Genomic DNA, 26,631 nt, shown 5'->3' with positions numbered 1-26,631 from the left:
TGCTCGCTGGCCTCCATGCCCAGCAAGCATCTTGAATCAGAAAATCACCCCAAAGGGAATCCCGCTTGAATCAGCCAAACGTCATCCCGCTCTAGATCGGGATGCGTTCTTATTGGATCGTCATTGCGAGCGCAGCGAAGCAATCCACTAGCGTACCCATGGATTGCTTCGCTGCGCTCGCAATGACGGCGTGGGTCAAACCAATTTAAAGAGCATTGAACTTTAAATATGACCCGTTCAGGCTCAGGGCGAACGGATACTGAACTGATCCCGATTTTGCGGGCAATGCTCTAATAACTCTCGCCGCCGCACATCACCTTGCCGACGCCGCGATTGTCGACGGTGCAGGCCGGCTTGCCCGCGATCGTCACGTCGCCGGTTCCCGTGGACGTCACCGTCGCATTGACGTCGGTCGTCAGGGCGATATTGCCCGCGCCATCGTTGAAGATCGTCGCCTGTCGCGCGCGCAGCGGCTCGGCGGCTACGCTGCCCGGCCCGGTCAGGCGGATATTGGCGACGCCGGTGTGCCCGCTCAGCGTCGCCCGGCCGCCACCCGCCAGCGTCACATCGACCTGATCGAGTTGCACATCGGCAATGCCGACATCGCCATTGCCGCCCAGGATGATTTCCCCGCGCAGCCCCTTCATCCGGTTGATCGCGATCGATCCGCCGCCGGTCAGCACCACCCGCTCGACCATGCCGGTCGACAGGCGCAGGGTCGCGGCGCCGCTGCGCTTTTCACCGGCCTGCCGGTCCATGCTGATGGTGAGCAGGCGGCCCGACACTTCGACCTTCAGCCGGTCGAGCGCGGTCTGGCCGCCCTCGGCCCGGGCGGACACGCCCATGCCGGTGGTCAGGATGACGGTGACGGGCGCGTCGACCCGGATCGCGTCGAAACTGGTGAGGGTATAGCCGCGCGTCGCCGCACTCGCGGGCGCGGCGATCGCCATGGGGATCAGGATCAGGGGGCGCAGCGCGCCTCGCCGGGACCAACTCCGCTTGTCGTGCATTGCGCCTTGCCCTTCACCGTCACATCGCCCGGACCCATGATGCTGATAGCGACCTGGCCGTCGGAGGCAATGTCGATATCGCCGGCGCCCAATATGTCGATCTTCGCCGTGCCGACTTTCAGCGCTTCGCCGTCGATATCGCCCGCGCCGGTGATGGACAGGGCCGCCTTGTCGGCGGTGCCGGCGATCCTGATCGATCCCGCGCCGGTGATGTCGGTGCTCAGCGTCTTGAGCTTCACCGCGCCGATGCGGAAATCGCCCGCGCCGGTCAGCGAGAGGGAGAGGCTGTCGCCTTCCGCTCTGTCCAGATCGAAATCGCCCGCGCCGGTCAGGTCCGCCGACTTGATCGCGGGCATGGTGACATGGACGGTCGCGCCTTTGTCTCCGTTTTTGTGGCCCCAGCTCCAGTTGCCCTTGGACTTGCGGCCGATGACCAGCTTGCCGCCCCTCACCTTGATGTCGAGGTCGGCGACGGCGGCAGAGTCGCCATCGGCCTTCACGGAAAAAGCGTCGCCGATGGTGACGGAGACATTGTCCGGCCCGGTCGCGTCGATCGCGTCGAAATCCTTGAGGGTCGCCCAATCCTGCGCGGATTGCGCGACCTCCGCGGCGGTCGGCGCTTCATCGGTGCGCGAGCAGGCGCTGGTCGAAAGGGCCAGTCCGGAGAGGGTGAGGGCCAGCAGGGGCAGGGAGCGGGGCATCGCAAATCTCCATATCGTGTATTGCCGTGATAATACACATGCGGGGTGGCGGTTCCAAGCCTCTTGTTCGTCGGACGGGTTGAAGCCAGACTATATATCTGAAAATCGCGGAGTCTCCCTGTTCATGCGCCTCACTCTTCTTGCCCTGCCTCTGGTAGCGCTTTCCGTCGCCGCCCATGCCGAAACCAACGAGGAAAAGGGGGCGCGCTGGTGGAGCCATGTGCAGGCGATCGCCAATGACGGGATGGAAGGGCGCGGCACCGGGACGCCGGGCTATGATCGCGCGGCCGACTATGTGATCGCGCAGATGCAGGCGCTGGGCCTGAAACCGATGGGCGTGGACGGCTACAAGCAGCCGGTCGCCTTTGTCGAGCAGGTGATCCAGTCCGACAAGAGCAGCGCTTCGCTGGTCGGGCCGCAGGGCGCGGTGTCGCTGGCGGTGCCGGGCGACCTCATCTTTGCTGGCGGTGGCGGGCCGGTGCCCGAAAGCATCGACGCGCCGATGGTGTTCGCCGGCTATGGCCTGCATCTGCCCGAAGCGGGGCATGATGATTTTGCCGGGCTGGACCTGAAGGGCAAGATCGTGGTCGTTCTGTCGGGCGGGCCGTCCAATATTTCGGGTGCGCTGAAATCCCATGCCCGCTCGGAGCGGGCGCATTGGCTGGCGGCGCAGGGCGCGCTGGGAATGATCACGCTGGTCACGCCCAAGCAGGTGGAAATTCCCTGGGTGCGCCGCGTGGCGCTGGCCAGCGCACCGGCGCTCTATTATGCGGACAAGGCGCTGCGCGATACGGAGACGCCTTTCCTGGGCGCGCAGTTCGACCCGGCCAAGTCGGCGCAATTCTTCGCCGGTACGGGCAAGGATTTCGACGCGATCGCCGCCGCCGCCGATGCCTCCGCCCCGGTCGCCAGCTTCCCACTGGCGCTGCGGTTCAAGGCGCAGGTCGCCGCCACCCGCCGCGACCTCTCCTCGCCCAATCTGGTCGGGGTCATGCCCGGCAGCGATCCGAAGCTGCGCGGCGAATATGTCGTCCTGTCCGCCCATCTGGACGGCTATGGCATCGGCACGCCGATCAAGGGCGACGCCATCTATAATGGCGCGTTCGACAATGCGTCGGGCGTGGCCAGCCTGCTGGAAATCGCCCGCGCGCTGAAGGCCGGGAAGGTGAAGCCGAAGCGCTCCATCCTCTTCACCTTCGTCACGGCGGAGGAAAAGGGGCTGCTGGGCGCCCGCTATTTCGCCCGGCGGCCGACCGTGCCGCAGAAGGATATCGTCGCCGACCTGAATTTCGACATGGCGCTGCCCATCTTCCCGCTGACAGCCGTCACGCCGATCGGCTATGACCAGAGCAGCCTGGGTCAGGATGCGGCGGCGGTCAGCGCGGCGATGAACCTGCCGATCACGCCTGACCCCTTCCCGGATCGGAACGTCTTCATCCGGTCGGACCAATATGCCTTCATCCGCGAAGGCATCCCCGCGCTCTTCTTCAAATATGGGTTCAAGGCGGGCACGCCGGAGGCCGACACCGAAAAGGCCTGGCGCGCCAATCTCTATCACTCGCCCTTCGATGATCTCAACCAGCCGGTGCTGCCAGCCGAGACGGCGAAGCTGAATGATTATGTCACCGCCGTCACGCTGCGCGTCGCCAACACGCCTGCGCGCCCGGCCTGGAATGCGGACAGCTTCTTCAAGCGTTTTGCAAAGTAGGAATAGCGCGCTTCACATATAATCCGTTCGCCCTGAGCCTGCCGAAGCCTGTCCTGAGCGTCCGAAGCAGTCACGTGCCTGCTTTGGACCTTGGCAGGCAGTCGAAGGGGGCTGTCTTTTCTTAAGTGTCTCAAGAGAAGGGCTGGGCTTCGACAGGCTCAGCCCGAACGGAAGTTTTTTGATTCCGGCTTTTTATCACGCAGCCCGTTCATACAGTTCCAGCGGCAGGCCGTCGGGATCGGTGAAGAAGGTGAAGCGCTGATCGGTATAGGGATCGATGCGGATGGGTTCGCATTCCACGCCCGCAGCGGTCAGGCGCGCGACTTCCGCGTCGATATCGTCGATCAGGAAGGCCAGATGCCGCAATCCGCAGGCTTCGGGGCGGCTCGGGCGAGCCGGGGGCGTGGGGAAGGAGAACAGCTCGATCTGGGCATTGCCCGCGTCCAGATCGCACTTCCAGCTTTCCCGTTCCGCGCGCCACACTTCGCGAAGGACGGGAAATCCCAATATGTCGCGATAGAAGGCGCGCGAGCGTTCATAGTCGGAACAGATGATGGCGATATGGTGGATGCTGGGCATGGCGGCGACTTACCCCAGAAGCCTGTCGATGGGAATGGCGGGGAAAGGGCGCGAAACCTTGCCCTTTGTCGCCCCGCCAAGTAAGGCGCGCCGGTCATGACTCGCTCCCTCACCTTCGCCATCCCCAAGGGCCGCATCCTCGACGAGGCGCTGCCCCTGCTTGCCAAAGCCGGTATCGAACCGGAGGCGGAGTTTCATGACAAGAAGAGCCGGGCGCTGCGTTTCGCCACCAACCGGCCCGACGTGTCGATCATCCGCGTGCGCGCGTTCGACGTCGCGACCTTCGTCGCCCATGGCGCGGCGCAGATCGGCATCGTCGGTTCCGACGTGGTGGAGGAGTTCAACTATTCCGAACTTTACGCGCCGGTCGACCTGGATATCGGCCATTGCCGCCTGTCGGTCGCCGAGCCGGTCGATGCCGCTGACGAGGACCAGGCGGCGATGAGCCATGTCCGCGTCGCGACCAAATATCCGCATCTCACCCGCCGCTATTATGAAGCGCGCGGGCTTCAGGCCGAATGCGTGAAGCTGAATGGCGCGATGGAACTGGCGCCCTCGCTGGGCCTGTCCCGCCGGATCGTGGACCTTGTGTCGTCGGGTGCGACGCTGAAGGCCAATGGTCTGGTCGAAACCGACATCATCATGCAGATTTCAGCGCGCCTGATCGTCAATCGGGCTGCGTACAAGATGCGCTCGGCCGAACTGACGCCGCTGATCGACGCCTTCCGCGCCGCCGTGGGGGTGAAGGATGCGGCGTGATTTTCTCCGACGTGCTCCTGCGAAGGCAGGAGCCCAGGGCGGCTGGGTTGTTCTGTTGAACCCTGGGTTCCTGCTTGCGCAGGAACACGGACTATTTCCGGGCGAGGATGAAAGATCATGACCCTTCGCCTTTCCACCACCGACGCGGACTTCGCGTCCGCCTTCACCGCGCTGGTCGACGCTCGCCGCGAGGCGGACGAGGATGTGTCGCGCGATGTGACCGCGATCCTGAAGGCGGTGCGCGCTGGCGGCGACGCGGCGCTGGCCGACTATACCCGGCGTTTCGACCGGCATGACCTGAATGTCAGCGGCTGGTCCGTTACGCGAGCGGAAACCCGCGCGGCGCTCGATGGTCTTTCGACCGATTTGCGCGATGCGCTGGAACTCGCGGCCGCGCGCATCACCGCCTATCATGAAAAGCAGAAGCCGGTGGACAGCGATGGCGTGGACAGCGCAGGCGTTCGTCTGGGCGCGCGCTGGAGCGCGGTCGACGCCGCTGGCCTCTACGTGCCGGGCGGGCGGGCCGCTTACCCCAGTTCGCTGCTGATGAACGTCATCCCGGCCAAGGTCGCGGGCGTGCAGCGCATCGCCATGGTCACGCCGACCCCCAATGGCGAGATTAATCCGCTGGTGCTGGCCGCCGCGCAGATCGCCGGGATCGAGGAAATCTGGCGGGTCGGCGGGGCGCAGGCGGTGGCCGCGCTCGCTTATGGCACCGACCGGATCAAGCCCGTCGACGTCATCACCGGCCCCGGCAATGCCTGGGTCGCGGAGGCCAAGCGCCAGCTTTACGGTGTGGTCGGCATCGACATGGTCGCTGGTCCATCCGAAATCGTCGTCGTCGCCGATGGCAAGAATGATCCCGAATGGACCGCCGCCGATCTGCTGAGCCAGTCGGAACATGACCCGACCAGCCAGTCGATCCTGTTCACCGACGATGCCGCCTTTGCCGATGCCGTCGCGCAGGCCGTCGAGCGCCAGATTCCGGCGCTGTCCACCAGCGCCGTCGCCCGCGCGAGCTGGGACGCCAATGGCGCGATCATCCTGGTTCGCGATCTGGACGAGGCCATGCCGCTGGTCGACCGGCTCGCGGCCGAGCATCTGGAGCTGGCGGTGGACGATCCCGACCGCTATTTCGCGCAGGTCCGCCATGCCGGTTCGGTCTTCCTGGGGCGCATGACGCCGGAAGCCGTGGGCGATTATGTCGCCGGGCCGAACCATGTGCTCCCGACCGGCCGTCGCGCGCGCTTCTCCTCGGGCCTGTCCGTGCTCGATTTCATGAAGCGCACCAGCTTCCTGAGCCTTGACGCAGCCGCGATTCGCGCGATCGGCCCCGCCGCCGTCGCGCTGGCGCAAGCGGAAGGGCTGCCCGCGCATGCCGCTTCGGTGGCTTTGCGTTTGAAATAGAATATCGTTCGCCCTGAGCGAAGTCGAAGGGCGCGCCTGAGCATTGGCGAAGGCAATAGACCTCAACTGCGTTCGGTCATGGGCTTCGACATTTTTTCGAGGCCAGTGACTCGAAAAAACAGCCCGAACGGCTAAGGAAAGAATTATGAACGAACGCTCCAAATCCCGTTCCGCCGCGCGCCTTGCCGCGGTTCAGGCGCTGTACCAGCTCGAAATGGAGGGTACGCCCGTCCATATCCTGCTGCACGAATTCCATCAGCACCGGTTGGGCGCGACGATCGAGGATGTGACCTATGCCCCGGCGGAGGAACCCTTTTTCGACGATGTCGTGCAGGGCGTGGATCGCCGCCGGGAAGAGATTGACGGCCTGATCGCCGCCCGCCTGTCCAGCGGCTGGAGCCTCGATCGCCTCGACAAGCCGATGCGCCAGATATTGCGCGCCGGCACCTATGAACTGCTTGCGCGGGCCGATGTCGGCACCGGCACCGTGATCAGCGAATATGTCGATGTCGCCCACGCCTTTTACGACAAGCGCGAGGCTGGCTTCGTCAACGGCCTGCTCGATGGCGTGTCGAAGGACGTGCGCAAATAATTTCCGTGCTCCTGCGAAAGCAGGAGCCCAGGATGCAGGGCACGTACCCTACCCTGGGCTCCTGCTTTCGCAGGAGCACAAAGATGGCAATTGGGTTACCTTCCCACCATGTCCGCCGAATCCCGCTTCCTCACCCTGCTGCGCCTGCTGGCCCATGATCCGGCGGCGCAGGGGCTGAGCGACGATGTCGCGATCCTGCCGGTCGGCGGGGCGCGCCTGATCCTGACCAGCGACACGATGGTCGAGGGCGTCCATTATCTTCCCACCGATCCGCCCGCCGACATTGGCTGGAAGCTGGCGGCGGTCAACCTGTCCGATCTGGCGGCCAAGGGCGCCCGCCCGGTCGGCTGCCTGCTCAACTATGCGCTGTCGGGCGACGATGGCTGGGACGCGGCCTTTCTGGAGGGGCTGGGGGAAGCGCTGGAGCGGCACGCCATGCCGCTGCTGGGCGGCGATACGGTGCGGATGCCGGACGGCAGCGCGCGCAGCTACAGCCTGACCGCCATCGGCGAAGCGACGGGGGCCGTCCCCACGCGCGGCGGGGCGCAGCCGGGCGACCGGCTCTATGTCACAGGGCCGGTGGGGGATGCGGGCATCGGGCTGGACCTGGCCCGCGCAGATCCCGCCGCGTCCGGCCCGCTGGTGGAGGCCTATCGCCGTCCCCGCCCGCGCATCGCCGAGGGCGCGCTGCTGGCGCCCGTCGCCAGCGCGATGATGGATGTGTCCGATGGGCTGCTGATCGATGCCCTGCGCATGGCGCAGGCCAGCGGGGTCGCCATCACCATCGACCATATCCCGCTGTCGCGCGCGCTGGAAAAGGTGCGCGGCGCCAGCACCGCCGTCCAGATCGCGGCCGCGCGCGCGGGCGATGATTATGAACTGCTCTTCGCTTTGTCGCCCGGCATGGCGCCGCCGGTCCGGGCGATCCCGGTCGGTCATGTGAGCGAAGGGACCGGACTGACGCTCAAGATCGACGGCGCGATCCTGCCCTTGCCTGATCGGCTGGGCTGGGAGCACGGCTAGAAGGCCGGGCACTGGGACAAACTGCCCGGCTTGATCCCCCCGGCGGCCGCGCCTACACCCCTTGCCATGACCCAAGCCCCCTATCCGGCGCTGCGTATGCGCCGTACCCGTGTTGCCGCCTGGAGCCGGGCGATGCACGCTGAAAACCGCCTGTCGCCCAGCGATCTGATCTGGCCGCTCTTCGTGACCGAGGGCGAAGGCGTCGAGGAACCGATCGCTGCGTTGCCGGGCGTATCGCGCTGGTCGGTGGACCTGATGGTCGCCCGCGCGAAGGACGCGCGCGACGCGGGCATTCCCTGCCTTGCCCTGTTCCCCAATACCCAGCCGGACCGGCGCAGCGATGCGGGCGAAGAGGCGCTCAATCCCGACAATCTGATGTGCCGCGCCATCCGCGCGATCAAGGATGCGGCGCCCGATATCGGCATCCTGACCGACGTGGCGCTCGACCCCTATACCGCCCATGGGCAGGACGGGCTGCTGGACGATAGCGGCTATGTCCTCAATGACGCGACGATCGACGTGCTGATCGGCCAGTCGCTCAATCAGGCGGCGGCCGGGGCGGATATTATCGCGCCCAGCGACATGATGGATGGCCGCATCGGCGCGATCCGCGCGGCGCTGGAGCAGGGCGGCCACGTCAATGTCCAGATCATGGCCTATGCCGCCAAATATGCCAGCGCCTTCTATGGTCCCTTCCGTGATGCGGTGGGATCGCGCGGGCTGTTGAAGGGCGACAAGAAGAACTATCAGATGGACCCCGCCAATGGGGAGGAAGCGCTGCGCGAAGTCGCGCTGGATCTGGCCGAAGGGGCCGACAGCGTGATGGTGAAGCCGGGCCTGCCCTATCTGGACATCGTCGCGCGGGTGCGGGATCGCTTTGCCGTGCCGGTCTTCGCCTATCAGGTGTCGGGCGAATATGCGATGATCGAACATGCCGCCGCGGCGGGCGCGGGGGATCGCGACGCGCTGGTGCTGGAAACATTGCTGGCGTTCAAGCGGGCGGGCTGTTCGGGTGTGCTGACCTATCATGCGCTGCACGCCGCGCGCCTGCTGAATGGCTGAATTCCGGCTTGAAACGGATCGGTTGATCCTGCGCGAATGGCGCGCGGGCGATATCGATCCGTTCATGCTGGCGCTCGACACGCCCGATGTGATGCGCTGGCTTGGCGGATCGCAACCGCGCAGCCATTATGCCGACATGCAACAAGCTATGGCCCGGATGCAGGCCGAGACCGGCCATTGTTTCTGGATCATCGAAAGCCGCGCCGATGGCGCGATACTGGGCTTTTGCGGCCCGCGCCGGGGACGACACCCGGCCACGCCCATCTATGGCGAAGTCGAACTGGGCTGGCGCCTGTCCGCCAGCCATTGGGGGCAGGGCCTTGCGCGGGAGGCGGCGCAGGCCGCGATCGACTGGTGCTGGGCGAACCTGCCCGACCGGCGGGTGATCGCCTATACCGTGCCGGGCAACAGCGCGTCCTGGGGCCTGATGCAGCGGCTGGGCATGGCGCGGCAGGCGGCTATGGATTTCGATCATCCGTACTTTGCGCCGGGCCATCCGCTATGTCGCCATATCGTCTATGCGCTGGACCGGCCGGATTGATCGCCTCTTAACATCCGCCGCCTCCTGCGGCATGACCATGATCGGGGCATGGGGAAGGGGAATGAGTTGATCGGCACGCGCACCCGCTTCATCCTCACCATCTGCGCAGGGTCTTTCCTGCTCTTTCTGGTCCAGCCGATGATCGCGCGGATGGCATTGCCGCGTCTGGGCGGCGCGCCGTCGGTGTGGAATTCGGCGATGCTGGTCTATCAGGCGCTGCTGCTGGCGGGCTATGCCTACGCCCATCTGCTGGGCCGCTTTCCCGCGCGGCGGCAGGCGCTGATCCATCTGGGCCTATTCCTGCTCTCCGCCATCTTCCTGCCGATCGGGCTGGCGACATGGCAGCCGCCGCAGCAGATGGAGCCGGCGCTGTGGGTGCTGTGGCTGCTCGCCGCGTCGATCGGGCCGCTCTTCTTCGTCGTCGCGGCGCAGGCGCCGCTGCTTCAGCGCTGGTATGCGCTGGCGGAGGGGCGCGATCCCTATCCGCTCTATGCCGCGTCCAATCTGGGCAGCTTTGCTGGCTTGATCGCCTATCCGCTGCTGGTCGAACCCTTTCTGGCGCTGCGGGCGCAAAGCCTCTTCTGGTCGCTCTGCTATGGCGCGCTCTTCTTCCTGGTCTATGTCAGCGCGCGGCGATTGCCGCCCGACGCGCCGGGCGAAGTCGCCAGCGAAGCCGCCGATACCCCCGCGCCGGGTGGGCGGCAGATGCTGCACTGGCTGGCGCTGTCGGCCGTGCCGTCGGGCCTGATGCTGGCGACCAGCCTGTATCTGACCACCGATATCGTCGCCATGCCGCTGCTCTGGGTGCTGCCGCTCGGTCTCTATCTGCTCAGTTTCAGCGCGGCCTTCGCCACCCGGCGCGGCGTGGCGGACCTGTGCAGCCTGATCGCACCCATCATCCTGCTGATCGGCGCCTGCATCGCCTTTACCGGGACGATCCATTTCCCGGTCTTCGTGGCGCTGGGCATATTGGCGGCGCTGTTCGTGGTGTCGACCGCGCTCCATGCCCGCCTCTACGATCAGCGCCCGGCGGCGGCGCATCTGACTCGATTCTATCTGCTGCTGTCGGTCGGCGGGATGATCGGCGGGCTGTTCTGTGCGTTGATAGCCCCGCTGATCTTCGACTGGACCTATGAATATCCCGCCCTGCTGGCTGCCGCCGCGCTGTTGCTGCCGGCGCGCGAGTCGACGCTGCGGCTGCCGCGCCTTCTGTGGGAAAGCCCGGCGCGCCGGGTCTGGCTGGCGACGGCGATGCTGCTGGCGGGGCTGGCCCTGTCGATCATCGGTGGTGGGCTGGTGCCGGGATGGACATCGCCGCTGATCAAGACGATCTGCTTCACCACGATCATCGCCTTTGGCGTGCTGGCGCTGGGTCATCGGTTGCTGGGCGCGGGGATACTCCTCTATCTGATGCTGTGCCTCAGCGGATGGGAGAAGCTGTCCCAGTCGGCCAGCGGCATGCTGACGCGCAGCTATTTCGGCGTCTATGGCGTTGCGAACCGGGACGGCAAGGAACGCATCCTGTTCCACGGCACCACCCTGCACGGCATTCAGAATCTGACGAAGGGCCGGGAGACCGACCCGACCAGCTACTATGCGCCGCTGTCGGGCGTGGGTATGGCGCTGCGCCATGCGCCCACGCTGTTCGGGCCGCATGCGCGGATCGATGTGGTCGGGCTGGGGGCGGGGACGCTGGCCTGCTATATCCGCCCCGGCCAGACTTGGCGCTTCTATGAGATCGATCCGGCGATGGTCGCCATCGCCCGCAATTCCGCCGATTTCAGCTTCCTGTCGCGTTGCCAGCCGCATGCCGACATCGTGATCGGCGACGCCCGCATGACGATCGCGCAGCAGCCGGCGGGCGGCGCGGACCTGCTGGTGATCGACGCTTTCTCCTCCGATTCCATTCCGATGCACCTGCTGACGCGGGAGGCGCTGGACATCTATGGCCGCCGGCTGGCGCGCAATGGCGTGCTGCTGATCCATATTTCCAATCGCTATCTGGACCTGCGCCCGGTGGTGGCGGGGGATGCGGCGGCGGAGGGATGGCACGCGCGGTTGCGCCATTATGTGCCGGACAAGCGGGATGACGCTCGCCACTATGCCGCGTCTTTATGGGTTGCCCTGTCGCGCGACCCGGCGCAACTGGACCGTCTGGAATATCTGACCCGGCCGCAGGACTGGCAATTGCTGCGCCCGCGCCCCGGCTTTTCCGCCTGGACCGACGACCATGCCAGCATCCTGCCGGTGCTGAAGATCAGACCATGAGAGAGGAAAGTGCCTTGTCCGCCCCAGATTATCCAGATGTCAGCATCATCCCCTTTGGCGGCAAGGCCCCACGCATCCACCCCAGCGCCTTCATCGCGCCCGGATGCCGGATCATCGGCGATGTGGAAATCGGCGAGGACGCCAGCATCTGGTATAATTGCGTGATCCGGGGCGATGTGAACCGGGTGCGGATCGGCGCGCGGACCAATGTGCAGGACGGCACGGTCATCCATTGCGACAGCCCCGGCGACCGCGCCGACGGCCGCCCGGCCGATGGCTGGCCCGCGATCATCGGTGACGATGTGCTGATCGGCCATATGGCGATGATCCATGGCTGCGTGCTGGAAGATCGCGCCTTTGTGGGGCTGGGCGCGATCGTGATGAGCGGCGCGCGGTTGGAAAGCGACGCGATGTTGGCCGCGGGCGCCTTGCTCGCACCGGGCAAGAGCGTGCTGCATCGCCAGCTATGGGCGGGGCGCCCGGCAAAGTTCATGCGCGACCTGAGCGACGAAGCGCTGATCGACATGCGCGAAGGGGTGGACCATTATGTCCACAACGCCAAGGCGCATAAGGGCGCGGTGAAGGCGATGGGGGAGTAGGGGGGCGGTTTGGGTGGTTAGGCGACTGGCAGCTTTTCGGGCCAAAAACGGGCGGAGCGGACGTTATGCATCGGCCACTGTGTCGAAGCTAATCTCGAACAGAAACTGACAGACATACGGCGACCCTGCTGCTGAGTAGTCTGACATGGCAGCAATCCCATCCGTAAATCGCCCAAAAAACGCTTCCACTTCGTCGCGCGGGACGTCGTAGCAATCTATGCGAATCAGGACGTTCAGCCCCTTGGCCTCGGGGAACTGCGCGGCTAATTGGCCATCGAGTGCGGCGTTAAGGCAGCCAAACATTCGATCCTGCAAGCCGCGCAAATGATCTTCTATGTCGCCGTCCCACGGTCCTTCTACGAGAACCATTTGACAAGTGTCGCGCGACTCGTTGAAGGCAATGAAGTTGACCATGAATTCGCTCATGGCCATCAGCCTACGGCGATCACCGGGAAGTGCCAATGGCCGTTTCTAATGCTCGATCACGTAACCTATATAATGGCACATTTGGTCGCTACCGGTCATCTTCCCAGTTCGTCATGCTGAACTTGGTTCAGCATCCATCGTGCAGCCGCATGCCGTCGCTCCAAGAGGAGGAATAGACCCTGAAACAAGTTCAGGGTGACGATGAGGGAGTAGTCCGCCTGATCGTCAGGCGGCGCTCTTCAAGGCTGCGGCAGTCGCGCCTTCATCGCGTCGATGCGGTCATTCTGCTGGTCGACCAAAGCCAGCGCGGCGCTGCGGGCGGCGTCTATGTCTTCCAGGCCGCCGCGCGCCTTGCCGTCGGCAATGGCGTTGCTGCGTTCGACATAGAGGGTGTCGAGGCTGGCGAGGGCCGACACGCTGTCGTTGCGGGCGGTTTCCAGCGCGCTGATCGTCACCTGCGCGGCGACCCAGGCGTCGCTCGACACGGCCGATCCGGATGCCGCGCGCACGGCCTTGTCAGCGGCGGCGGCAGCAGCGTCGAATCCGGCGGCGCCCTTGTCCGCCTGCGCCACATGGCTGGCGATTTCTTTCGACAGGGCCGCGTCAGCTGGAGCGGGCGCGGGGGGCGGCGCGACTTCGGCGACCGGCGCGCTTTCGATCGGCCGCTTGGCCAGCGACGGATAATTTTGCGGCGACCCGGCGCAACCGGACAGGAACAGGGCCAGAGCGGCAAGGAAGCGGCGCGGAGTCATGTTTATCATCTAGGTGGAGGCGAAGGCGGACGCAACCGCCTCGACGCTCTGGTTGATCATCGGCTTCCATTCGCTTCCCGTTTCTCGAATGCCCTCGAAACGAGCAGATGAATTAGCGTGTCAACCACCGGCGTCATTGCGAGCGAAGCGAAGCAATCCATCGGCGCGACCATGGATTGCTTCGCTTCGCTCGCAATGACGATTCGCTATGAAGGCACTCCGCCTCAGATCAACGCGGCAGGGCGGCCGCTTCGCGGGCCAGCGCCTCGATCTTCGCCGGGTCGATCGGGCCCTTGGGCACGACCCAGCTGCCGCCGACGCATTTGATGAAGGGCTGGGCCAGCCATTCGGGTGCGCTCTGCGGCGTGATGCCGCCGGTGGGGCAGAAGCGCGCCGTGTGCAGCGGCGCGGCCAGCGCCTTCAATGCCGGCAGGCCGCCCGATGTTTCGGCGGGGAAGAATTTGAAGTGGCTAAGCCCCATGTCCATGCCGCGCATGATGTCGCCCGCCGTGGCGGTGCCGGGCAGGAAGGGGATGTTGGCCGCGATCGCCGCCTTGCCCAGCGGTTCGGTGAGGCCGGGGCTGACGATGAAGCGCGCGCCCGCCTCCATCGCCGCGTCCAGTTGCGCGGGGTTCAACACGGTGCCCGCGCCGACGACGGCGCCCTCGACCTTCGCCATTTCGCGGATCACGTCCAGCGCGGCGGGGGTGCGCAGCGTCACTTCCAGCGCGGGCAGGCCGCCCGCGACCAGCGCCCGCGCAATCGGCAGCGCATCCTCCACCCGGTCCACCACCAGCACCGGGATCACCGGCGCCAGGTCCATCACCTGTTCTACGGTCAGGCTCATCATCACTTCTCCCTATAAGCTGCGGCAGCGCCGAACAGCCCGATTTCATCATGGATGGCGCAGCGGATCGGAACGGTCGCCATCAGGCTTTCGAACCGGCCCTTCGCCTTGAAGCGGGTGTGGAACCCGCTCTGCTTCAAAAAGTCGTGCATCCGCTGGGTCAGGCCGCCGGCCAGCACCACCGCATGGGGGCCATGGGCCAGCGCCAGATCGCCCGCGACGGAGCCATAGCAGAGACAGAAACGCTCCAGCGCGCGGCGGGCGAACTCGTCGCTGCCGTCCAGCGCCGCCTGCCACAATTCGGGGTCTTCCATCAGGATGACGCGGTCATGGCCGATCGTCGCCAGCGCCTTGTAGATATAGTTGAGGCCCGGCCCGGACACGATCCGTTCGGTCGACACGCGCAGGAATTTGTCGCGCAGATAGGAGAGGATTTTCTCCTCTGTCGGGTCCAACGGGGCGAAGTCCAGATGGCCGCCCTCGGTCGCGATGACATGGGGATGGCCCTGATCATAGGCGATCATCGCTACGCCCAGCCCGGTGCCGGGGCCAAGGATGGTCACGCCGCCATCGCTGGGGAAGGGGCGATCCTCGCCAAACAGCAAAGGCAGGTTTTCGGCCGGCAGGCGGGACACGGCATGGGCCACCGCCTCGAAATCATTGACCAGACGGACGCTGTCGACATTGATGTCGGCCGCCAGCGTATCGGCGCGGATCACCCAGTTGCTGTTGGTCAGCTTGATCACCTCCCGCCCGATCGCGGTCGCGAAGGCGATGGAGGCGGCGCGGGGCAGGTCGCCGCTGCCCTCCTTCTTCTCATCTTCGGCAAAGGCCGCCCAGCAGGCTTGCAGGCTGGGATAGTCGGCGACCTTATATTTGCGCACGGTGCCGAGCGTCGGCACGCCCCGCTCGTCCAGCGAGGCGCGGGCGAAGCGGGCGTTGGTTCCGCCAATGTCGGCGGCGATGATGTCGGTCATATAGTCTTCCAGTCTCGTGTTCCTGCGAAGGCAGGAACCCAGTCCCGCGCTTCGAACTGGGCTCCTGCCTTCGCAGGAGCACGGCCCACCTAGATCTCGCTTTCCATCGCCGCCAGGATCGGCGACGCGCCCTGTTCGGCCAGGTCGCTATGATGGCGGAACAGCGCGAACAACTCACGGCCGGTGTCATAGGGCGGGGGCGGCGCGGCGGGGATGTCCCGTGCGTCCCATGTCGCCGCATCCACCAGCGCCGTCACTTCGCCGCTTTCCGCGCAGACCCGCACCATGTCGCCATCGCGCAGCTTGCCGATGGCGCCGCCACCCAGAGCTTCGGGCGACAAATGGATGGCGGCGGGCACCTTGCCGGACGCGCCGGACATGCGGCCATCGGTCAGCAGCGCGACCTTGAAGCCGCGATCCTGCAATACGCCCAGGGCCGGGGTCAGCTTGTGCAGTTCGGGCATACCATTGGCGCGCGGCCCCTGGAAGCGAACCACGACGATCACGTCGCGCTCCAGCTTGCCCTCCTTGAAGGCGCGCAGCACATCGTCCTGATCCTGGAAGACGGCGGCGGGCGCCTCGATCGTCCAGCGCTCCTTGTCGACCGCGCTCACCTTCATGACGCAACGGCCAAGATTGCCCTGAAGCAGCTTCATGCCGCCATCGGCCTGGAAGGGATTGGCGGCCGGGCGCAGCATATTTTCGTCGCGCGAAGCAGGAACGTCGTTCCACACCAGCCCGTCGTCGCCCAGTGCGGGTTCCTTGCCATAGTCGGTCAGGTCGTCCGACGCGACGGTCATGATGTCGCGGTGGAGCAGGCCGGCGTCCAGCAATTCGCGGATGATCACCGCCATGCCGCCCGCCGCGTGGAAATGGTTCACGTCGCCCGATCCATTGGGATAGACGCGGGCGAGCAACGGCACCACGTCCGAAATCTCGGCGAAGTCGGTCCAGTCGATATGGATGCCCGCCGCCCGCGCGATGGCGGGCAGATGGATGGCATGGTTGGTGGACCCACCCGTCGCCATCAGGCCGATGATCGCGTTGACGATCGCCTTTTCATCGATGCAGTGGCCCAGCGGACGATAGTCCTCGCCGTCCCAGCCGATCTGCGTCATGCGCTGCGTCGCCGCGCGGGTCAGTTCGGTGCGCAGCTTCGTGCCTGGATTGACGAAGGCGGCGCCCGGCATGTGCAGGCCCATCATCTCCATCATCATCTGGTTGGAGTTGGCCGTGCCATAGAAAGTGCAGGTGCCCGCGCCATGATAGGAAGCGCTTTCGGATTCCAGCAGTTCCTCCTTGCCGACCTTACCCTCGGCATAGAGCTGGCGGATGCGGACCTTCTCCTTGTTGGCCAGACCCGAAGGCATCGGCCCGGCCGGGATCAGGATGGTCGGCAGATGGCCAAAGCGCAGCGCGCCGATCAGCAGGCCAGGCACGATCTTGTCGCAGATGCCGAGTAGCATCGAGCCTTCGAACATCGCATGGCTCAGCGACACGGCGGTCGAGAGCGCGATGGTGTCGCGGCTGAACAGAGACAAGTCCATGCCCGCCTGTCCCTGCGTCACGCCATCGCACATGGCTGGCACGCCGCCTGCCACCTGCGCGGTGGCGCCGACTTCGCGGGCCGCGATCTTGATGATCTCGGGATAGCGCCCATAGGGCTGATGCGCCGAGAGCATGTCATTGTACGACGTCACGATGCCGATGTTCATCGCGCGGCCGGTGCGGATCACCGCCTTATCCTCGCCGCTGGCGGCGAAAGCGTGCGCCAGATTGCCGCAGGATAGCTGATCGCGGTTGGTGCCCGCGTCGCGGCCCCGTTCGATCAGGTCGAGATATTTCAGGCGCGAAGCGGCGCTGCGCTCCACGATGCGGTCGGTGACCTTTGCGATCACCGGATTCAGATCAGTCATGCCAGCTGGCTCCGTCACGTTCGATAAGGGCAATGGCCGAAGACGGACCCCAGTTCCCCGATGAATAGGCGGCGGGCTTCATATTGGCCTCTTTCCACCCGTTGATGATCGAATCGATCCAGGCCCATTGGGCCTCCACTTCGTCGCGGCGGACGAACAAAGTGGCGTTGCCGGCCAGCAGGTCCAGGATCAATCTTTCATAGGCGATGCGGCGGCGCTGCCCGGCGAAGGCGGCGGTCAGCGACACGTCCAGCGTCACCTCGTCCAGCTTCACCTGCTGTTCCAGCCCCGGTCTTTTGCTCATGATTTGCAGACGGATATATTCCTCCGGCTGCAAACGGATGACCAATGTGTTCGGCTCCAGCCCCGATCCATGCCCGTCCCGGCCGAAGATGCTGTGGCGCACCGGCTTGAACTGGATCACGATTTCGGACTGGCGCTGCGGCATCCGCTTGCCGGTGCGCAGGTAGAAGGGCACGCCCTGCCAGCGCCAATTGTCGATATAGGCCTTCAGCGCGACGAAGGTCTCCGTGTCGGACGGCTGGCCCAGTTCATCGGCATAGCCGGTGACGATCTGGCCGCTGACCGCGCCGGGCGTATATTGGCCGCGCACGCTGTGGGTCTTGACAGTCTCGTCGGTCATCGGCCGCAGCGAGCGCAGCGCCTTCACCTTCTCGTCGCGCACGGCGGTCGGGTCCATGCGGGCAGGCGGCTCCATGGCGATGATCGACAGGATCTGGAGCATGTGATTCTGCACCATGTCGCGCAGCGCGCCGACTCCGTCATAATAGGAGACGCGGCCTTCCAGCCCGACCGTCTCGCCCACGGTGATCTGCACATGGTCGATCGCGCTGGCATTCCACAGCGGTTCGAACATCACATTGCCAAAGCGCAGCGCCAGCAGGTTCTGGACCGTTTCCTTGCCCAGATAATGGTCGACGCGGAAAATCTGGTCCTCGGCGAACAGATGGCCGATGCCGTCATTCACGACCTTGGAGGAGGCCAGATCCTTGCCGATCGGCTTTTCCATCGCGATCCGCGTGGTCGGCACGATCAGCCCGGCGTCGGCCAGCCCCTGCGCGGTCGGCGCGAACAGGGACGGGGGCGTCGAGAGATAGACCGACAGACCACGTTCCAGCCGACCGTCGATTCGCTCGGCGAGCGCGGCGAACTGATCGGCATTGCCCGCCTCGACCGGCTGATACTGGATCATCGCGCCGAAGCTGGCGGCGATATCCGCATCATAGCGGTCGGCGGGCAGGAACTGCTTGAGCGCCGCGTCGATCTCCGCGCGGAAGGCCTCGTCGCTCATCTCCGACCGGGCCGACCCGATGATCAGGAAGTCGGCAGGCAGCAGCCCGTCGGACAGGAGGTTGTAGAGCGACGGGAAAATCATCCGGCGCGCCAGATCTCCCGTGGCGCCAAATAACAGAAACGTAGCAGACGGATCGGTCAAAGGATGGTCCTTCTCCGTTTAGAATTTATCTATGTCTGCACGAAGCCGCCCTTATAGCGAGCGTGGATCGTTACGCAAGAAGGCTATCGTGCATGACTGTGCGCTGCAACATAATGGCGCATCCTGCCAGCATTTCCTTTGCGTCCGTTACTGCGCGGCGTCGTGATTGCTGCTCAGACCCCGGCGCCAGTTGAGGATATGGGCGCCCGCCAGCAACAGGCTGCCGGTCACGGTCCACAGGGTTTCGGCCAGCACGCTATGTGCCGCCAGCGCGCCGATGGTCATCAGCGCCAGCCCGGCCATGCCAGTCATCAGCGGGGCGATTCCACCGCGCCGCCGCCCCTGTATCAGCGCGAACAGGCTGGTTGGGACGGCGAGCGCCAGCATGATGATATGAAAGGATTCGCCCGGATCGATCCGACTGGCGAAGGCAGGGAGTAGCGCAAACAGCAGCGGCAGGCCCAGACAATGCAGTGTGCAGAGCGAAGAGGCGCACAGCGCGAATCCGTCAAGCCAGCGTCCGGCGCTCCTCTGTCCGTTTAGTTGCCCGCAAGCGGCGCGCTCCGTTTCGAATCCGCTCATTTCGCCTCATTCGTGAATGATATAATATTACATCTGAGGGCGGCATGTGGGCGGCGGGGGCAGGGCTGTCAAGGATGGGAGAGCAACTTCCGCGATCCGATCCGATTTTCGGCTGGACGCCCGCGTCGGATTTTGCCATTTGGCGCGAACCAACCGTGCGGGTGTGGTGAAACTGGTAGACGCGCCGGACTCAAAATCCGGTTCCGCAAGGAGTGTCGGTTCGATTCCGACCACCCGCACCACGCTATGTCAGCGTCTTTTCCCTATGTCTCACATGGTCATGATCCCGGCGGATATCGATCGAGGATCGCGCGAATATAGGGTTCGGTCCGGTTCGCAGTGTGGAGCTTCTGGATGAGATCGTCCCAGAACAGGTTCGGTTTGACTGTCCCGGCGGCTATCAGACCGGTGATCTTTTCCAGTATGTCGTCATCCATGCGGAATCCGAACTGCCCAGGATCGCTGCCCTCGGCCAGAATGGCAAAGAAGGTCCGCATACATTTTTCGCACAGGCCGCAATTTTCGCCGGACGATTGCCAGCAGACACGCAAGGCGATCGGCTGGTCCAACAACCGTGCCTGCTCGCAAATGAAGGCGATCTTCTGCTGGCGGTCGATCGTGAAATCATAATGCTGGCACTGGCAGCCGGCAAAGCGCAACGCCATGTCCGTCATGGGATCGGAAGCTGAATAGATGCGGCGGGAATCCTCCTTCGATATGGAGGAGGAAATGATGATCGTCCTGCTCTTGCGCACCCAGGCCAGCGGTGCCGCCAGTCCCAGCAGGCCGATCCCGAACTGGAAATTAGGCCACCAACTGGCCCAATGGTAGATCGTGCTTGAAAATGCCCGATCGAGGACGTCGGTGTTCAGGAATAGTCGAAAGGAGCTTTTGATGCTTTCGAACCCGACACCGAAATCCTGCGCCGTGCGCCGGTTGGCGGCCTCGACCTTCTGCCAGGGTTCCGCCTCGCGAAAGAAGATGTCGGCGCCCCAGATGGTCAGCAAGGTGGGGCAAAGTGCGCGGTTGCCCAACATCGAGAAGGCGGCATCGACACCCCCGGAAAAGAAGATGAGCGGCGGGCTCTGCGGACGGCCGACGTCATTGCGGACCTTTCGCCCCTCAAGGCGGCCGGAGAAATTGAGCCAGGGGTAGACGGCGGCATAGCCTTCCCGGACATTGCCGAGCGATTGGGCAAAGTCCCGGTCGACTTCTTCGACATGGACGGTGGCGTCATAGAGCCAGGCCACCGGCATGACGTTGCAGAGGAAGGGGATGACGGCGATGCTCGCCGGGACATCGCTGATGTCGGTGCCATAGTGGCAGAAGAAATCATATATGCCGCCTGAAACGGGCGCCAGCCGCCCCGCTGGTCGTTCCAGATTGAAGGCTTCCGTCCACGGCCCTGAGACCCGGTAGGAAATCCGGAGCATGTCCCCTTCGATATGGGGCGTGACATGCATGAGATTCTCTTGCGGCATGAAAACGGTCCTGAAGCAGCAATATCATTACGATTTCGATACGTTTTCATACCTGTTAGAGATAGAGATCCAGACCAAGTACAAAATATAAAATTCTCGTGGAGATATCCGCACCTAGGATGGTGGCGAGTTTGTCGAGCGATCTTTTCGCCGAGGAGCATAGATATGGCCCTCTCAAACTGGTTTACGCTTCGAGAGGATGTTGTAGCTCTCTTTGGGAGCCGTCATTTTCAGGCTGTGAGCAACGAATTTCGCCTCTGGAAATTTAGTGAAAATTGAATTCGTAAGCCTTGAAATCATAAGATATTCTGTCAGGAATAACCTTCAAATTCATTCGGGGGGATGATCCGGTGACGATGCTCAAGCAGATATGCCCGACAGAGGAAGCCTATCTCTGCGATGGCAGGATCATCGGACAAGTCTGCGCGGCAGGCGAGCCGGAAACCCGTCCTCTGGAGCATGGTGCGCAGGTTGGCGGCTGGCGCATCGCGACAAGGGCGCGCGCGCCGGATGGGATGGTCATCCTCTCCCCGGAAGGCGAAATGACGCTCACATGGCCGGTTCAGGTGAAGCGCATAAGGCTGAGTCAGGCGATCGACATCGGGCAAGTCGCGCCGTCCGATGACGGCTATCAGATCGATCTGCATATCGAACTGCGCCAGAATGTCAGCGCCAGAAACCCGGTGGAATGGGTGGCGATGCTGGCGTCCGAAACGGCTGACCCTCATTCGGAATTGCGGTTCGTCCACAAATTTTCCGTCCGGCAACAGGCCTCGGCCAAGGGCATCGTCCTGCAAGCCACGGCGCAGCTCGACCGGTTCGATCCCGATCGCCTCTATCAATTCTGCATCCAGTTCCACGCCGACGGGGAAAAGGCCACGCTGCACGACATCGCGTTGACGGTGGTTCCCTCGCCGGTAGCGGAAGAGAGTGTCGAAACGGCAGCCGACCTGCATGCACCCGATGACCAGCCGAACCGGCGCCCGAAGGCCGTCATCATCGCCTGGGAGGTCGGGCATAACCCCGTCGGGCGAGCCTTCCTGATCGCCGACATGCTGTGCAAAGATTATGATGTGGAACTGATCGGGCCGCAGTTCGACCGCTATGGCAAGGATGTCTGGTCGCCGCTGCGCGATTCGACGCTTGCCTTCCGCTCCTTCCCGGCCTCCACGATGGACGATTTTCTGGAGCAGGCCGTGCCCTTCGTCGCGGCATGCCGGCCGGACATCGTCGTCGCCTGCAAGCCGCGCTTGCCCAGCATCCTGCTTGCCCTGCTGATCAAGCATCGGGTCGGCTGCCCCATGTTCATCGATGTCGATGACCATGAACTGTCCTTCTTTCCTAACCGCGCGCCCTTGGCCTTGTCCGACCTGATCGCCGATCCGGCTGCCTTCGCCGATCTCGACCAGCCCTTTGGCGAAAGCTGGACACGGGTCTGCGAGGCGCTGGTGCCCCTGTTCGACGGGGTGATCGTCTCCAATGCATCCTTGCAGGACCGGTTCGGCGGCATGGTGGTGCGCCATGCCCGCGACGAAAAACTCTTCCGGCGCGATGAGGATGTCCGTGGTCCGCAAGGAATTCGGCTTTACCCCCCAAGACAAGGTGATCCTGTTCCTGGGGACACCGCGCCTGCACAAGGGCGTCATGCGCATTGCCGAGGCGCTGGACCGGTTGCAGGACGACCGGCTGGTGCTGTGCATCATCGGATCGTCCCACGACAAGCGTGTCGACAATCAATTGTCCGGCCATGCCCATGCCCGCATAAAGATGTTCCCGGATCAGCCATGGGACAGGCTCAGCGACCTCATCAACATCGCCGACGGTGTCTGCCTGTTGCAGGATCTGAGTTCGCCCGTCGCCGAATATCAGATACCCGCCAAGCTGACCGAGGCACTGGCGACCGGCGTGCCCGTTGCTGTGACGCAGGCCGCGCCGTTCCGCGATATTCCCGCCCCCCATATCATCACCCCGATCCGCGACGATGCCGATTTGGAGGATTTCCTGCGCAATGTCGCGGAAGGCGTTTTCGATACCGACGCCTATCGCCTGCGCGCGCGGCAATATTTCATCGGTGAGATGAGTTATGCGGTAAATGGCGCGCGGCTGGAGCTGCTGTTCGAAACGGCCCGGACCAAGCCCGCGCAATGGCAGCGGGAATGGATAAGGCTGGTCCATTTCCTGTCGCGGCACTGGTCGAAATCCTTGCCCGCGCAGCAGCCCGAATGGGCGCGCGGCGGCCTGAACTTCCCGGCCGTCATCCGGTCTGCCCCCTTCGATATCGCCTTCTTCTGGAAACAGAATGACACCGGTATCTATGGGCGGCGCCATGATATGGTGCTGAAATATCTGGCCCGGCACCCCAGGGTCGGCAGGATCGTCCAGTTCGACGCGCCGATGACGCTGCATGACCTGACGTCGCGGACCAGGCTGGACCCGGACGCAGGGCTGGATCAGGGCAATATGGTGGTGGAAAACAGCATCCGCCGCTTCCTGAAGATCGCCGATGACAAGGACATGGCCCGCCGCGTCTTCCTGCATCGCGGCAAGCGGCCCAGCGGCAATTTCCTGGGACAGGATCTGCCCGCACCGGATGCCTATCCGCAATGGGTGGAGGAAACGGTGCGCCAGACGCTGGGGAACGGCCCCGTGGTCAGTTGGGTCGCGCCGATCGCGCCGGCCTATCCCGCCGTCCATGACTATATGAATTTCAGCCTGACCGTTGCCGACCTGATCGACGACCAGCGCACCATGACGGAAGGGGCGGCGCGGGACCGCACGGAACAGGCCTATGCCGAGATGATCGATCGGGCCGATCTGCTGCTGTCCAATTGCGAGAGCCTGAAGCATGCCTTCGCCCCCTTCGGCCGCGACATCATGGTGATCCCCAATGCGGCGGAGAATATCCCCCGGACCGGCAAGGTCGCAAAGCCGGCGGAACTGGCGGGCATGGACGGCAAGATCGTCGGCTATGTCGGCAATCTGCGGGATCGCATCGACATCTGGCTGCTCGACAGCATGGCCGTGCGCCATCCCGAATGGAATATCGTGCTGATCGGATCAGCGCATGGCAAGACGGACGTGCTGGACCTCCGCCGTCACGCCAATGTCCATTTTCTGGGTGTGAAACGCTATGAAGAGGCGCTGGACTATATCCGCGCCTTCGACGTCGCCATCATGCCGCATCTCGACAATGACGTCAGTCAGTTCATGAACCCGCTGAAACTCTATGTGTATCTCAGCGCAGGCGTGCCGATCGTGACGACGGCTGTTGCGAATATCGGCGAGGTCGCCCCCTTCGCGACGGTGGCGCGCGACAGCGACGATTTCATCGCACAGGTCGAGGCGACACTGGCCGGACAGGCGGAAGCAAAGCCGGCAACGCGCCTGCCGCCGGCGCTCCGTTGGGAGGCGCGGGTGGACCGGATGATCGCGGCGATAGACGAACGCCTGTAATGCGAACGCCTGTAATGCGAACGGCTGTAACGCCACCGGGCATCAGGCAGCCACTGGCCCCGCCTTGACCGATATGAAGGTCACGCCCGCCACCCGATCATTCACCACCCGATGGCGAACGACGCTGGTGGGCAGGCCGATGGCTGACAACAGCAGGCCGATATCCCTGCCGAAATCGGTATAGACCAGCGACAGGCTGTCGTCGCCCGAACCATGATAGACCGGCGGCAACAGCATGATGTCTTCCGGGCCGCTGGTGTCCACGCGCGCGCGGGTTTCCTGCGGGGGCGGCATGCCTATGGGCACGGACCACACATGCAGGCCGCCGGGCCGCAATATCCGGCGCATCTCGGCAAAGCCCAGAAATGGCTTGCGGATATGTTCGAAAATATCGGACGTCACGATCAGGTCGAAACTGTCGTCGGCAAAGGATGTCGCCATCAGATCCTGGCATGACATGCCATCGCGCGTCGCGCCGCTTGGCAGGTCGGGATCATAGAAAGATTGCTCATAACGGCGCGCGTTCCCCAGCAGGCGGCGGAATGGCCCGACGAAGCCGGGTTCGAATATGTCGAGGCCAGCCAGCACGCCCGCATCGACCAGCTCGGCCAGCGTATCGAACCGGCCTTCGCCCAGATGCTCCAGAAGGGCTGTCGCCTGCCCCCGATAGCGGAGCGTCGCGCGGCATGCCCCGCAGGCCAGCGTTTCCCGCTCGCTCGCATGGGTGCGGCGGAACAGGCCTTCCCACCCGCACAGGCTGCATCGATCCGCCATGTCATAGGGGGTGAAGACAGGCCTTGGGATCTGCTTCAGATTGTCCATCAGAGCCTTTGGCAGCGCCACCATGGGACCATCACCGGCTTTGCTCGCGGCATCCTGCACATGGCCGTGGATGACGATGTCGGGATTGTCTTCCTGTCCCATGATCAGCGGCGACAGGTCCGTCGGATGGCGTAGATCGATCCGGCTGCTGCGAACCCCAAAGCCGCCATTCAGCCTGACGGCGTTGGCAGGGGCGGGCAATGCGTGCAGCGTCAGGTCGACATCGGCGCATTCGACATTCGAAAGCAGCAGCGCATAGTCGGTCCAGTCCGCCACTGCGATCTGTGCCTCGATGCTACGGACAGGCGCCTGCCGCTTGCCCAGCACGGACAGGGCTCTTTGCACCTTGCGCGCCCGAATACTCAGCCGGCCTTCGGTCCTGTCCTGATGTTCCGCGCTGTTCTCGATCGTCACCGCGCCGCCATTGACCTCTGCAATATCGGCGTCGACGGTGAAATCCGCGCAATCCAGCAGGTGGATCGCCGGGGCCGCCGTCCGCTGCGCGATATTCTGGGCGCGCAGGGTGATGCGCATGTCCCGGCATCGGGTAAAACCGGCTGCCCTTTGGCCGCAATCCAGCACGACCAGATCGTCGATCGTCAGCCGCTGACAGCCCTCGGCCTCCAGACCGCTGCCCTGCGACGTCGTGATGACGACACCCGCCAGCGAACAATCATTGGCTTCGACCCGGATCAGCGGCGTGCCGCGATGGCCGCTGCTGGTGACGGCGATCGATTGCAGATGACAGTGATCGGCTATCATCGAAAGGGCGAAGCGACCATCCACGAAATGCAGGATCGGCGGGGCGTCGGACAGGCCACGCAATGTCACCGCCCGGTCCAGCCGGATATCGGCGGCCAGATCATAGCGTGCCGCGTCCAGCGTGATGACGGAGCCAGGGGCGGCGCCTTGCAGCGCTTCGACCAGTTGCTGCCCGGCGGAGAGCGGATTGCCGCTCACGATTTGCGATAGGCCCTGCGATGTTCGACATCCCGATAGCCGAGCGGAATTTGCTCGAAAGCGGGGTCGGTATCGAGCAGCAGGCTGCAAATCATCTCGACATGCGACAATTCGATCTGCTCCTCGCTATATTCCGTCAGGACCGACGGGTTTTGCGAAGGCCGCATCGTCGGCGATTTGGCGATGGTCCAGTCATAATCGTCGAGCAGCAGATAGCCGCCGGGCTTCAGCAATTCCTTGCAGCACACGGCGGCCAGCGTGTCATATTGATAGAGATGCGCGCCATCCAGATAGATGAAGTCGAACATCCCGCCCGGCTGATCGACACGGCAACGGCGCGTCAGCATGGCCAGCGTCCAGCCATAGCTGTCGAAGGTCCGCTGCGAATTGCTGACAATCTCGACATTATGATAGCCAAGCCCGGCCAGATCGGCCTGCAACTCATTCACCCGAAAATCATAATCGAACAGCCAGAGCGTGCCGCGCTTGTCCAGCGTTTGGGCCAGCGCCAGCGATGTCGCGCCGATGCCGATGCCGACCTCCGCCATCACCGGGTCGGGGTGCGTTTCCAGCACGCGCTTCGCCAGATCGACCGCTTCGGCGCAGGGGCGGGCGATCGCCTGGTAACGGGGCATCGTATGTCGTTCCAACATCGGTTCAATTCCAGTTACTTGGCGAATAAAGCGGTTTACCCTTCCGATAGGTCATAG

24 protein-coding genes and 1 tRNA gene are annotated in these 26,631 nt (G+C 64.1%); 11 read left to right on the top strand and 14 right to left on the bottom strand.

The features are described 5' to 3' along the window. Positions 1 to 290: 290 nt before the first annotated feature. Positions 291 to 1,010, bottom strand: coding sequence for a GIN domain-containing protein (locus BMX92_RS20960; RefSeq protein ID WP_093020173.1), 720 nt, complete (start codon positions 1,008 to 1,010; stop codon positions 291 to 293). Next, positions 962 to 1,711: a head GIN domain-containing protein gene (locus BMX92_RS20955; RefSeq protein ID WP_093020171.1), complete on the bottom strand. Its 750-nt coding sequence runs from the start codon at positions 1,709 to 1,711 to the stop codon at positions 962 to 964. Before BMX92_RS20955 ends, BMX92_RS20960 begins: the two co-directional genes overlap by 49 nt. A gap of 124 nt (positions 1,712 to 1,835) precedes the next feature. On the opposite strand from BMX92_RS20955, the gene BMX92_RS20950 reads away from it, so the two are divergent. After that, on the top strand, positions 1,836 to 3,419 hold the full coding sequence (locus tag BMX92_RS20950; RefSeq protein ID WP_093020169.1) for a M28 family metallopeptidase: 1,584 nt from the start codon (positions 1,836 to 1,838) through the stop codon (positions 3,417 to 3,419). 195 nt (positions 3,420 to 3,614) lie between these two features. Here the strand turns inward: BMX92_RS20950 and BMX92_RS20945 are convergent, their stop codons facing one another. Beyond that, positions 3,615 to 3,998, bottom strand: a complete 384-nt coding sequence (locus BMX92_RS20945) for a VOC family protein (RefSeq protein ID WP_093020167.1) — start codon at positions 3,996 to 3,998, stop codon at positions 3,615 to 3,617. Between the two features lie 96 nt (positions 3,999 to 4,094). Here BMX92_RS20945 and hisG point away from each other — a divergent pair, with 96 nt between their 5' ends. From hisG to BMX92_RS20905, 8 genes are all read left to right on the top strand, one after another. Continuing rightward, on the top strand, positions 4,095 to 4,757 hold the full coding sequence (gene hisG / locus BMX92_RS20940; protein WP_093020165.1) for an ATP phosphoribosyltransferase: 663 nt from the start codon (positions 4,095 to 4,097) through the stop codon (positions 4,755 to 4,757). Between the two features lie 117 nt (positions 4,758 to 4,874). Then, positions 4,875 to 6,164 carry a histidinol dehydrogenase gene (gene hisD, locus BMX92_RS20935; RefSeq protein WP_093020163.1) on the top strand — a complete coding sequence of 430 codons (1,290 nt, stop codon included), beginning with the start codon at positions 4,875 to 4,877 and terminating at the stop codon, positions 6,162 to 6,164. A gap of 145 nt (positions 6,165 to 6,309) precedes the next feature. After that, on the top strand, positions 6,310 to 6,756 hold the full coding sequence (nusB, locus tag BMX92_RS20930; RefSeq protein WP_093020161.1) for a transcription antitermination factor NusB: 447 nt from the start codon (positions 6,310 to 6,312) through the stop codon (positions 6,754 to 6,756). Between the two features lie 108 nt (positions 6,757 to 6,864). Then, positions 6,865 to 7,779: a thiamine-phosphate kinase gene (thiL, locus tag BMX92_RS20925; RefSeq protein ID WP_093020159.1), complete on the top strand. Its 915-nt coding sequence runs from the start codon at positions 6,865 to 6,867 to the stop codon at positions 7,777 to 7,779. A gap of 66 nt (positions 7,780 to 7,845) precedes the next feature. Then, positions 7,846 to 8,841: a porphobilinogen synthase gene (gene hemB / locus BMX92_RS20920; RefSeq protein ID WP_093020157.1), complete on the top strand. Its 996-nt coding sequence runs from the start codon at positions 7,846 to 7,848 to the stop codon at positions 8,839 to 8,841. Then, the gene (locus BMX92_RS20915) at positions 8,834 to 9,382 is read left to right on the top strand and encodes a GNAT family N-acetyltransferase (protein ID WP_093020155.1); all 549 of its coding nucleotides are present in this window, start codon (positions 8,834 to 8,836) and stop codon (positions 9,380 to 9,382) included. Before hemB ends, BMX92_RS20915 begins: the two co-directional genes overlap by 8 nt. A gap of 48 nt (positions 9,383 to 9,430) precedes the next feature. Further along, positions 9,431 to 11,650: a fused MFS/spermidine synthase gene (locus BMX92_RS20910; RefSeq protein WP_093020153.1), complete on the top strand. Its 2,220-nt coding sequence runs from the start codon at positions 9,431 to 9,433 to the stop codon at positions 11,648 to 11,650. 14 nt (positions 11,651 to 11,664) lie between these two features. After that, positions 11,665 to 12,249 carry a gamma carbonic anhydrase family protein gene (locus BMX92_RS20905; RefSeq protein WP_256213532.1) on the top strand — a complete coding sequence of 195 codons (585 nt, stop codon included), beginning with the start codon at positions 11,665 to 11,667 and terminating at the stop codon, positions 12,247 to 12,249. 63 nt (positions 12,250 to 12,312) lie between these two features. On the opposite strand, the gene BMX92_RS20900 is transcribed toward BMX92_RS20905, so the two are convergent. The 7 genes from BMX92_RS20900 to BMX92_RS20870 form a co-directional block, all read right to left on the bottom strand. After that, on the bottom strand, positions 12,313 to 12,675 hold the full coding sequence (locus BMX92_RS20900) for a hypothetical protein (RefSeq protein ID WP_143066836.1): 363 nt from the start codon (positions 12,673 to 12,675) through the stop codon (positions 12,313 to 12,315). Between the two features lie 239 nt (positions 12,676 to 12,914). Next, positions 12,915 to 13,427 (bottom strand): hypothetical protein, encoded by a 513-nt coding sequence (locus BMX92_RS20895; RefSeq protein ID WP_093020147.1) that lies wholly within the window; start codon positions 13,425 to 13,427, stop codon positions 12,915 to 12,917. Positions 13,428 to 13,656: 229 nt separating this feature from the next. Beyond that, the gene (eda, locus tag BMX92_RS20890; protein WP_093020145.1) at positions 13,657 to 14,274 is read right to left on the bottom strand and encodes a bifunctional 4-hydroxy-2-oxoglutarate aldolase/2-dehydro-3-deoxy-phosphogluconate aldolase; all 618 of its coding nucleotides are present in this window, start codon (positions 14,272 to 14,274) and stop codon (positions 13,657 to 13,659) included. Between the two features lie 2 nt (positions 14,275 to 14,276). Continuing rightward, a complete protein-coding gene (gene glk, locus BMX92_RS20885) occupies positions 14,277 to 15,251 on the bottom strand; it encodes a glucokinase (protein ID WP_093020143.1) in 975 nt (324 codons plus the stop codon). An 89-nt stretch (positions 15,252 to 15,340) separates the two neighbouring features. Next, a complete protein-coding gene (gene edd, locus BMX92_RS20880; RefSeq protein WP_093020141.1) occupies positions 15,341 to 17,167 on the bottom strand; it encodes a phosphogluconate dehydratase in 1,827 nt (608 codons plus the stop codon). Continuing rightward, positions 17,160 to 18,623, bottom strand: coding sequence for a glucose-6-phosphate dehydrogenase (gene zwf / locus BMX92_RS20875; RefSeq protein WP_093020139.1), 1,464 nt, complete (start codon positions 18,621 to 18,623; stop codon positions 17,160 to 17,162). Before zwf ends, edd begins: the two co-directional genes overlap by 8 nt. A gap of 147 nt (positions 18,624 to 18,770) precedes the next feature. After that, entirely contained in the window at positions 18,771 to 19,205 is a 435-nt protein-coding gene (locus BMX92_RS20870) for a MerC domain-containing protein (protein ID WP_093020137.1), read from the bottom strand. A 157-nt stretch (positions 19,206 to 19,362) separates the two neighbouring features. Between BMX92_RS20870 and BMX92_RS20865 the strand changes: the two genes are divergently transcribed. Further along, positions 19,363 to 19,447, top strand: a tRNA-Leu gene (locus BMX92_RS20865). Between the two features lie 36 nt (positions 19,448 to 19,483). Here the strand turns inward: BMX92_RS20865 and BMX92_RS20860 are convergent. Both BMX92_RS20860 and BMX92_RS20855 read right to left on the bottom strand, forming a co-directional pair. Continuing rightward, a complete protein-coding gene (locus tag BMX92_RS20860) occupies positions 19,484 to 20,686 on the bottom strand; it encodes a hypothetical protein (RefSeq protein WP_093020135.1) in 1,203 nt (400 codons plus the stop codon). A 311-nt stretch (positions 20,687 to 20,997) separates the two neighbouring features. Then, positions 20,998 to 22,260: a hypothetical protein gene (locus BMX92_RS20855; RefSeq protein WP_177185177.1), complete on the bottom strand. Its 1,263-nt coding sequence runs from the start codon at positions 22,258 to 22,260 to the stop codon at positions 20,998 to 21,000. Between BMX92_RS20855 and BMX92_RS20850 the strand changes: the two genes are divergently transcribed. Beyond that, entirely contained in the window at positions 22,250 to 24,139 is a 1,890-nt protein-coding gene (locus BMX92_RS20850; RefSeq protein WP_177185176.1) for a glycosyltransferase, read from the top strand. The genes BMX92_RS20855 and BMX92_RS20850 overlap by 11 nt on opposite strands. Before the next feature lie 42 nt (positions 24,140 to 24,181). Here BMX92_RS20850 and BMX92_RS20845 read toward each other — a convergent pair whose 3' ends face one another. Together BMX92_RS20845 and BMX92_RS20840 are read right to left on the bottom strand one after the other, a co-directional pair. Then, positions 24,182 to 25,921 (bottom strand): class I SAM-dependent methyltransferase, encoded by a 1,740-nt coding sequence (locus BMX92_RS20845; RefSeq protein ID WP_093020129.1) that lies wholly within the window; start codon positions 25,919 to 25,921, stop codon positions 24,182 to 24,184. Continuing rightward, positions 25,918 to 26,556: a class I SAM-dependent methyltransferase gene (locus tag BMX92_RS20840; protein ID WP_177185175.1), complete on the bottom strand. Its 639-nt coding sequence runs from the start codon at positions 26,554 to 26,556 to the stop codon at positions 25,918 to 25,920. The genes BMX92_RS20845 and BMX92_RS20840 overlap by 4 nt, the downstream gene beginning before the upstream one ends. Between the last annotated feature and the right edge of the window lie 75 nt (positions 26,557 to 26,631).

Source organism: Sphingobium sp. YR768 (genome assembly GCF_900111125.1).
GTDB lineage: Bacteria > Pseudomonadota > Alphaproteobacteria > Sphingomonadales > Sphingomonadaceae > Sphingobium.
Note: the sequence above shows the minus strand (reverse complement) of the source record. Positions and strands in the feature narration are given on the sequence as shown.

What these genes read in the sequence shown, in the direction of transcription:
- hisD (WP_093020163.1), top strand. Translation starts at nt 4,875, where the DNA reads ATGACCCTTCGCCTTTCCACCACCGACGCGGACTTCGCGTCCGCCTTC.
- BMX92_RS20900 (WP_143066836.1), bottom strand. Translation starts at nt 12,675, where the DNA reads ATGAGCGAATTCATGGTCAACTTCATTGCCTTCAACGAGTCGCGCGAC.
- BMX92_RS20910 (WP_093020153.1), top strand. Translation starts at nt 9,431, where the DNA reads ATGGGGAAGGGGAATGAGTTGATCGGCACGCGCACCCGCTTCATCCTC.
- edd (WP_093020141.1), bottom strand. Translation starts at nt 17,167, where the DNA reads ATGACTGATCTGAATCCGGTGATCGCAAAGGTCACCGACCGCATCGTG.
- nusB (WP_093020161.1), top strand. Translation starts at nt 6,310, where the DNA reads ATGAACGAACGCTCCAAATCCCGTTCCGCCGCGCGCCTTGCCGCGGTT.
- BMX92_RS20955 (WP_093020171.1), bottom strand. Translation starts at nt 1,711, where the DNA reads ATGCCCCGCTCCCTGCCCCTGCTGGCCCTCACCCTCTCCGGACTGGCC.
- hemB (WP_093020157.1), top strand. Translation starts at nt 7,846, where the DNA reads ATGACCCAAGCCCCCTATCCGGCGCTGCGTATGCGCCGTACCCGTGTT.
- BMX92_RS20895 (WP_093020147.1), bottom strand. Translation starts at nt 13,427, where the DNA reads ATGACTCCGCGCCGCTTCCTTGCCGCTCTGGCCCTGTTCCTGTCCGGT.
- thiL (WP_093020159.1), top strand. Translation starts at nt 6,865, where the DNA reads ATGTCCGCCGAATCCCGCTTCCTCACCCTGCTGCGCCTGCTGGCCCAT.
- hisG (WP_093020165.1), top strand. Translation starts at nt 4,095, where the DNA reads ATGACTCGCTCCCTCACCTTCGCCATCCCCAAGGGCCGCATCCTCGAC.
- glk (WP_093020143.1), bottom strand. Translation starts at nt 15,251, where the DNA reads ATGACCGACATCATCGCCGCCGACATTGGCGGAACCAACGCCCGCTTC.
- BMX92_RS20945 (WP_093020167.1), bottom strand. Translation starts at nt 3,998, where the DNA reads ATGCCCAGCATCCACCATATCGCCATCATCTGTTCCGACTATGAACGC.
- BMX92_RS20870 (WP_093020137.1), bottom strand. Translation starts at nt 19,205, where the DNA reads ATGAGCGGATTCGAAACGGAGCGCGCCGCTTGCGGGCAACTAAACGGA.
- BMX92_RS20840 (WP_177185175.1), bottom strand. Translation starts at nt 26,556, where the DNA reads ATGCCCCGTTACCAGGCGATCGCCCGCCCCTGCGCCGAAGCGGTCGAT.
- eda (WP_093020145.1), bottom strand. Translation starts at nt 14,274, where the DNA reads ATGAGCCTGACCGTAGAACAGGTGATGGACCTGGCGCCGGTGATCCCG.
- BMX92_RS20860 (WP_093020135.1), bottom strand. Translation starts at nt 20,686, where the DNA reads ATGCCGCAAGAGAATCTCATGCATGTCACGCCCCATATCGAAGGGGAC.
- BMX92_RS20915 (WP_093020155.1), top strand. Translation starts at nt 8,834, where the DNA reads ATGGCTGAATTCCGGCTTGAAACGGATCGGTTGATCCTGCGCGAATGG.
- BMX92_RS20960 (WP_093020173.1), bottom strand. Translation starts at nt 1,010, where the DNA reads ATGCACGACAAGCGGAGTTGGTCCCGGCGAGGCGCGCTGCGCCCCCTG.
- BMX92_RS20950 (WP_093020169.1), top strand. Translation starts at nt 1,836, where the DNA reads ATGCGCCTCACTCTTCTTGCCCTGCCTCTGGTAGCGCTTTCCGTCGCC.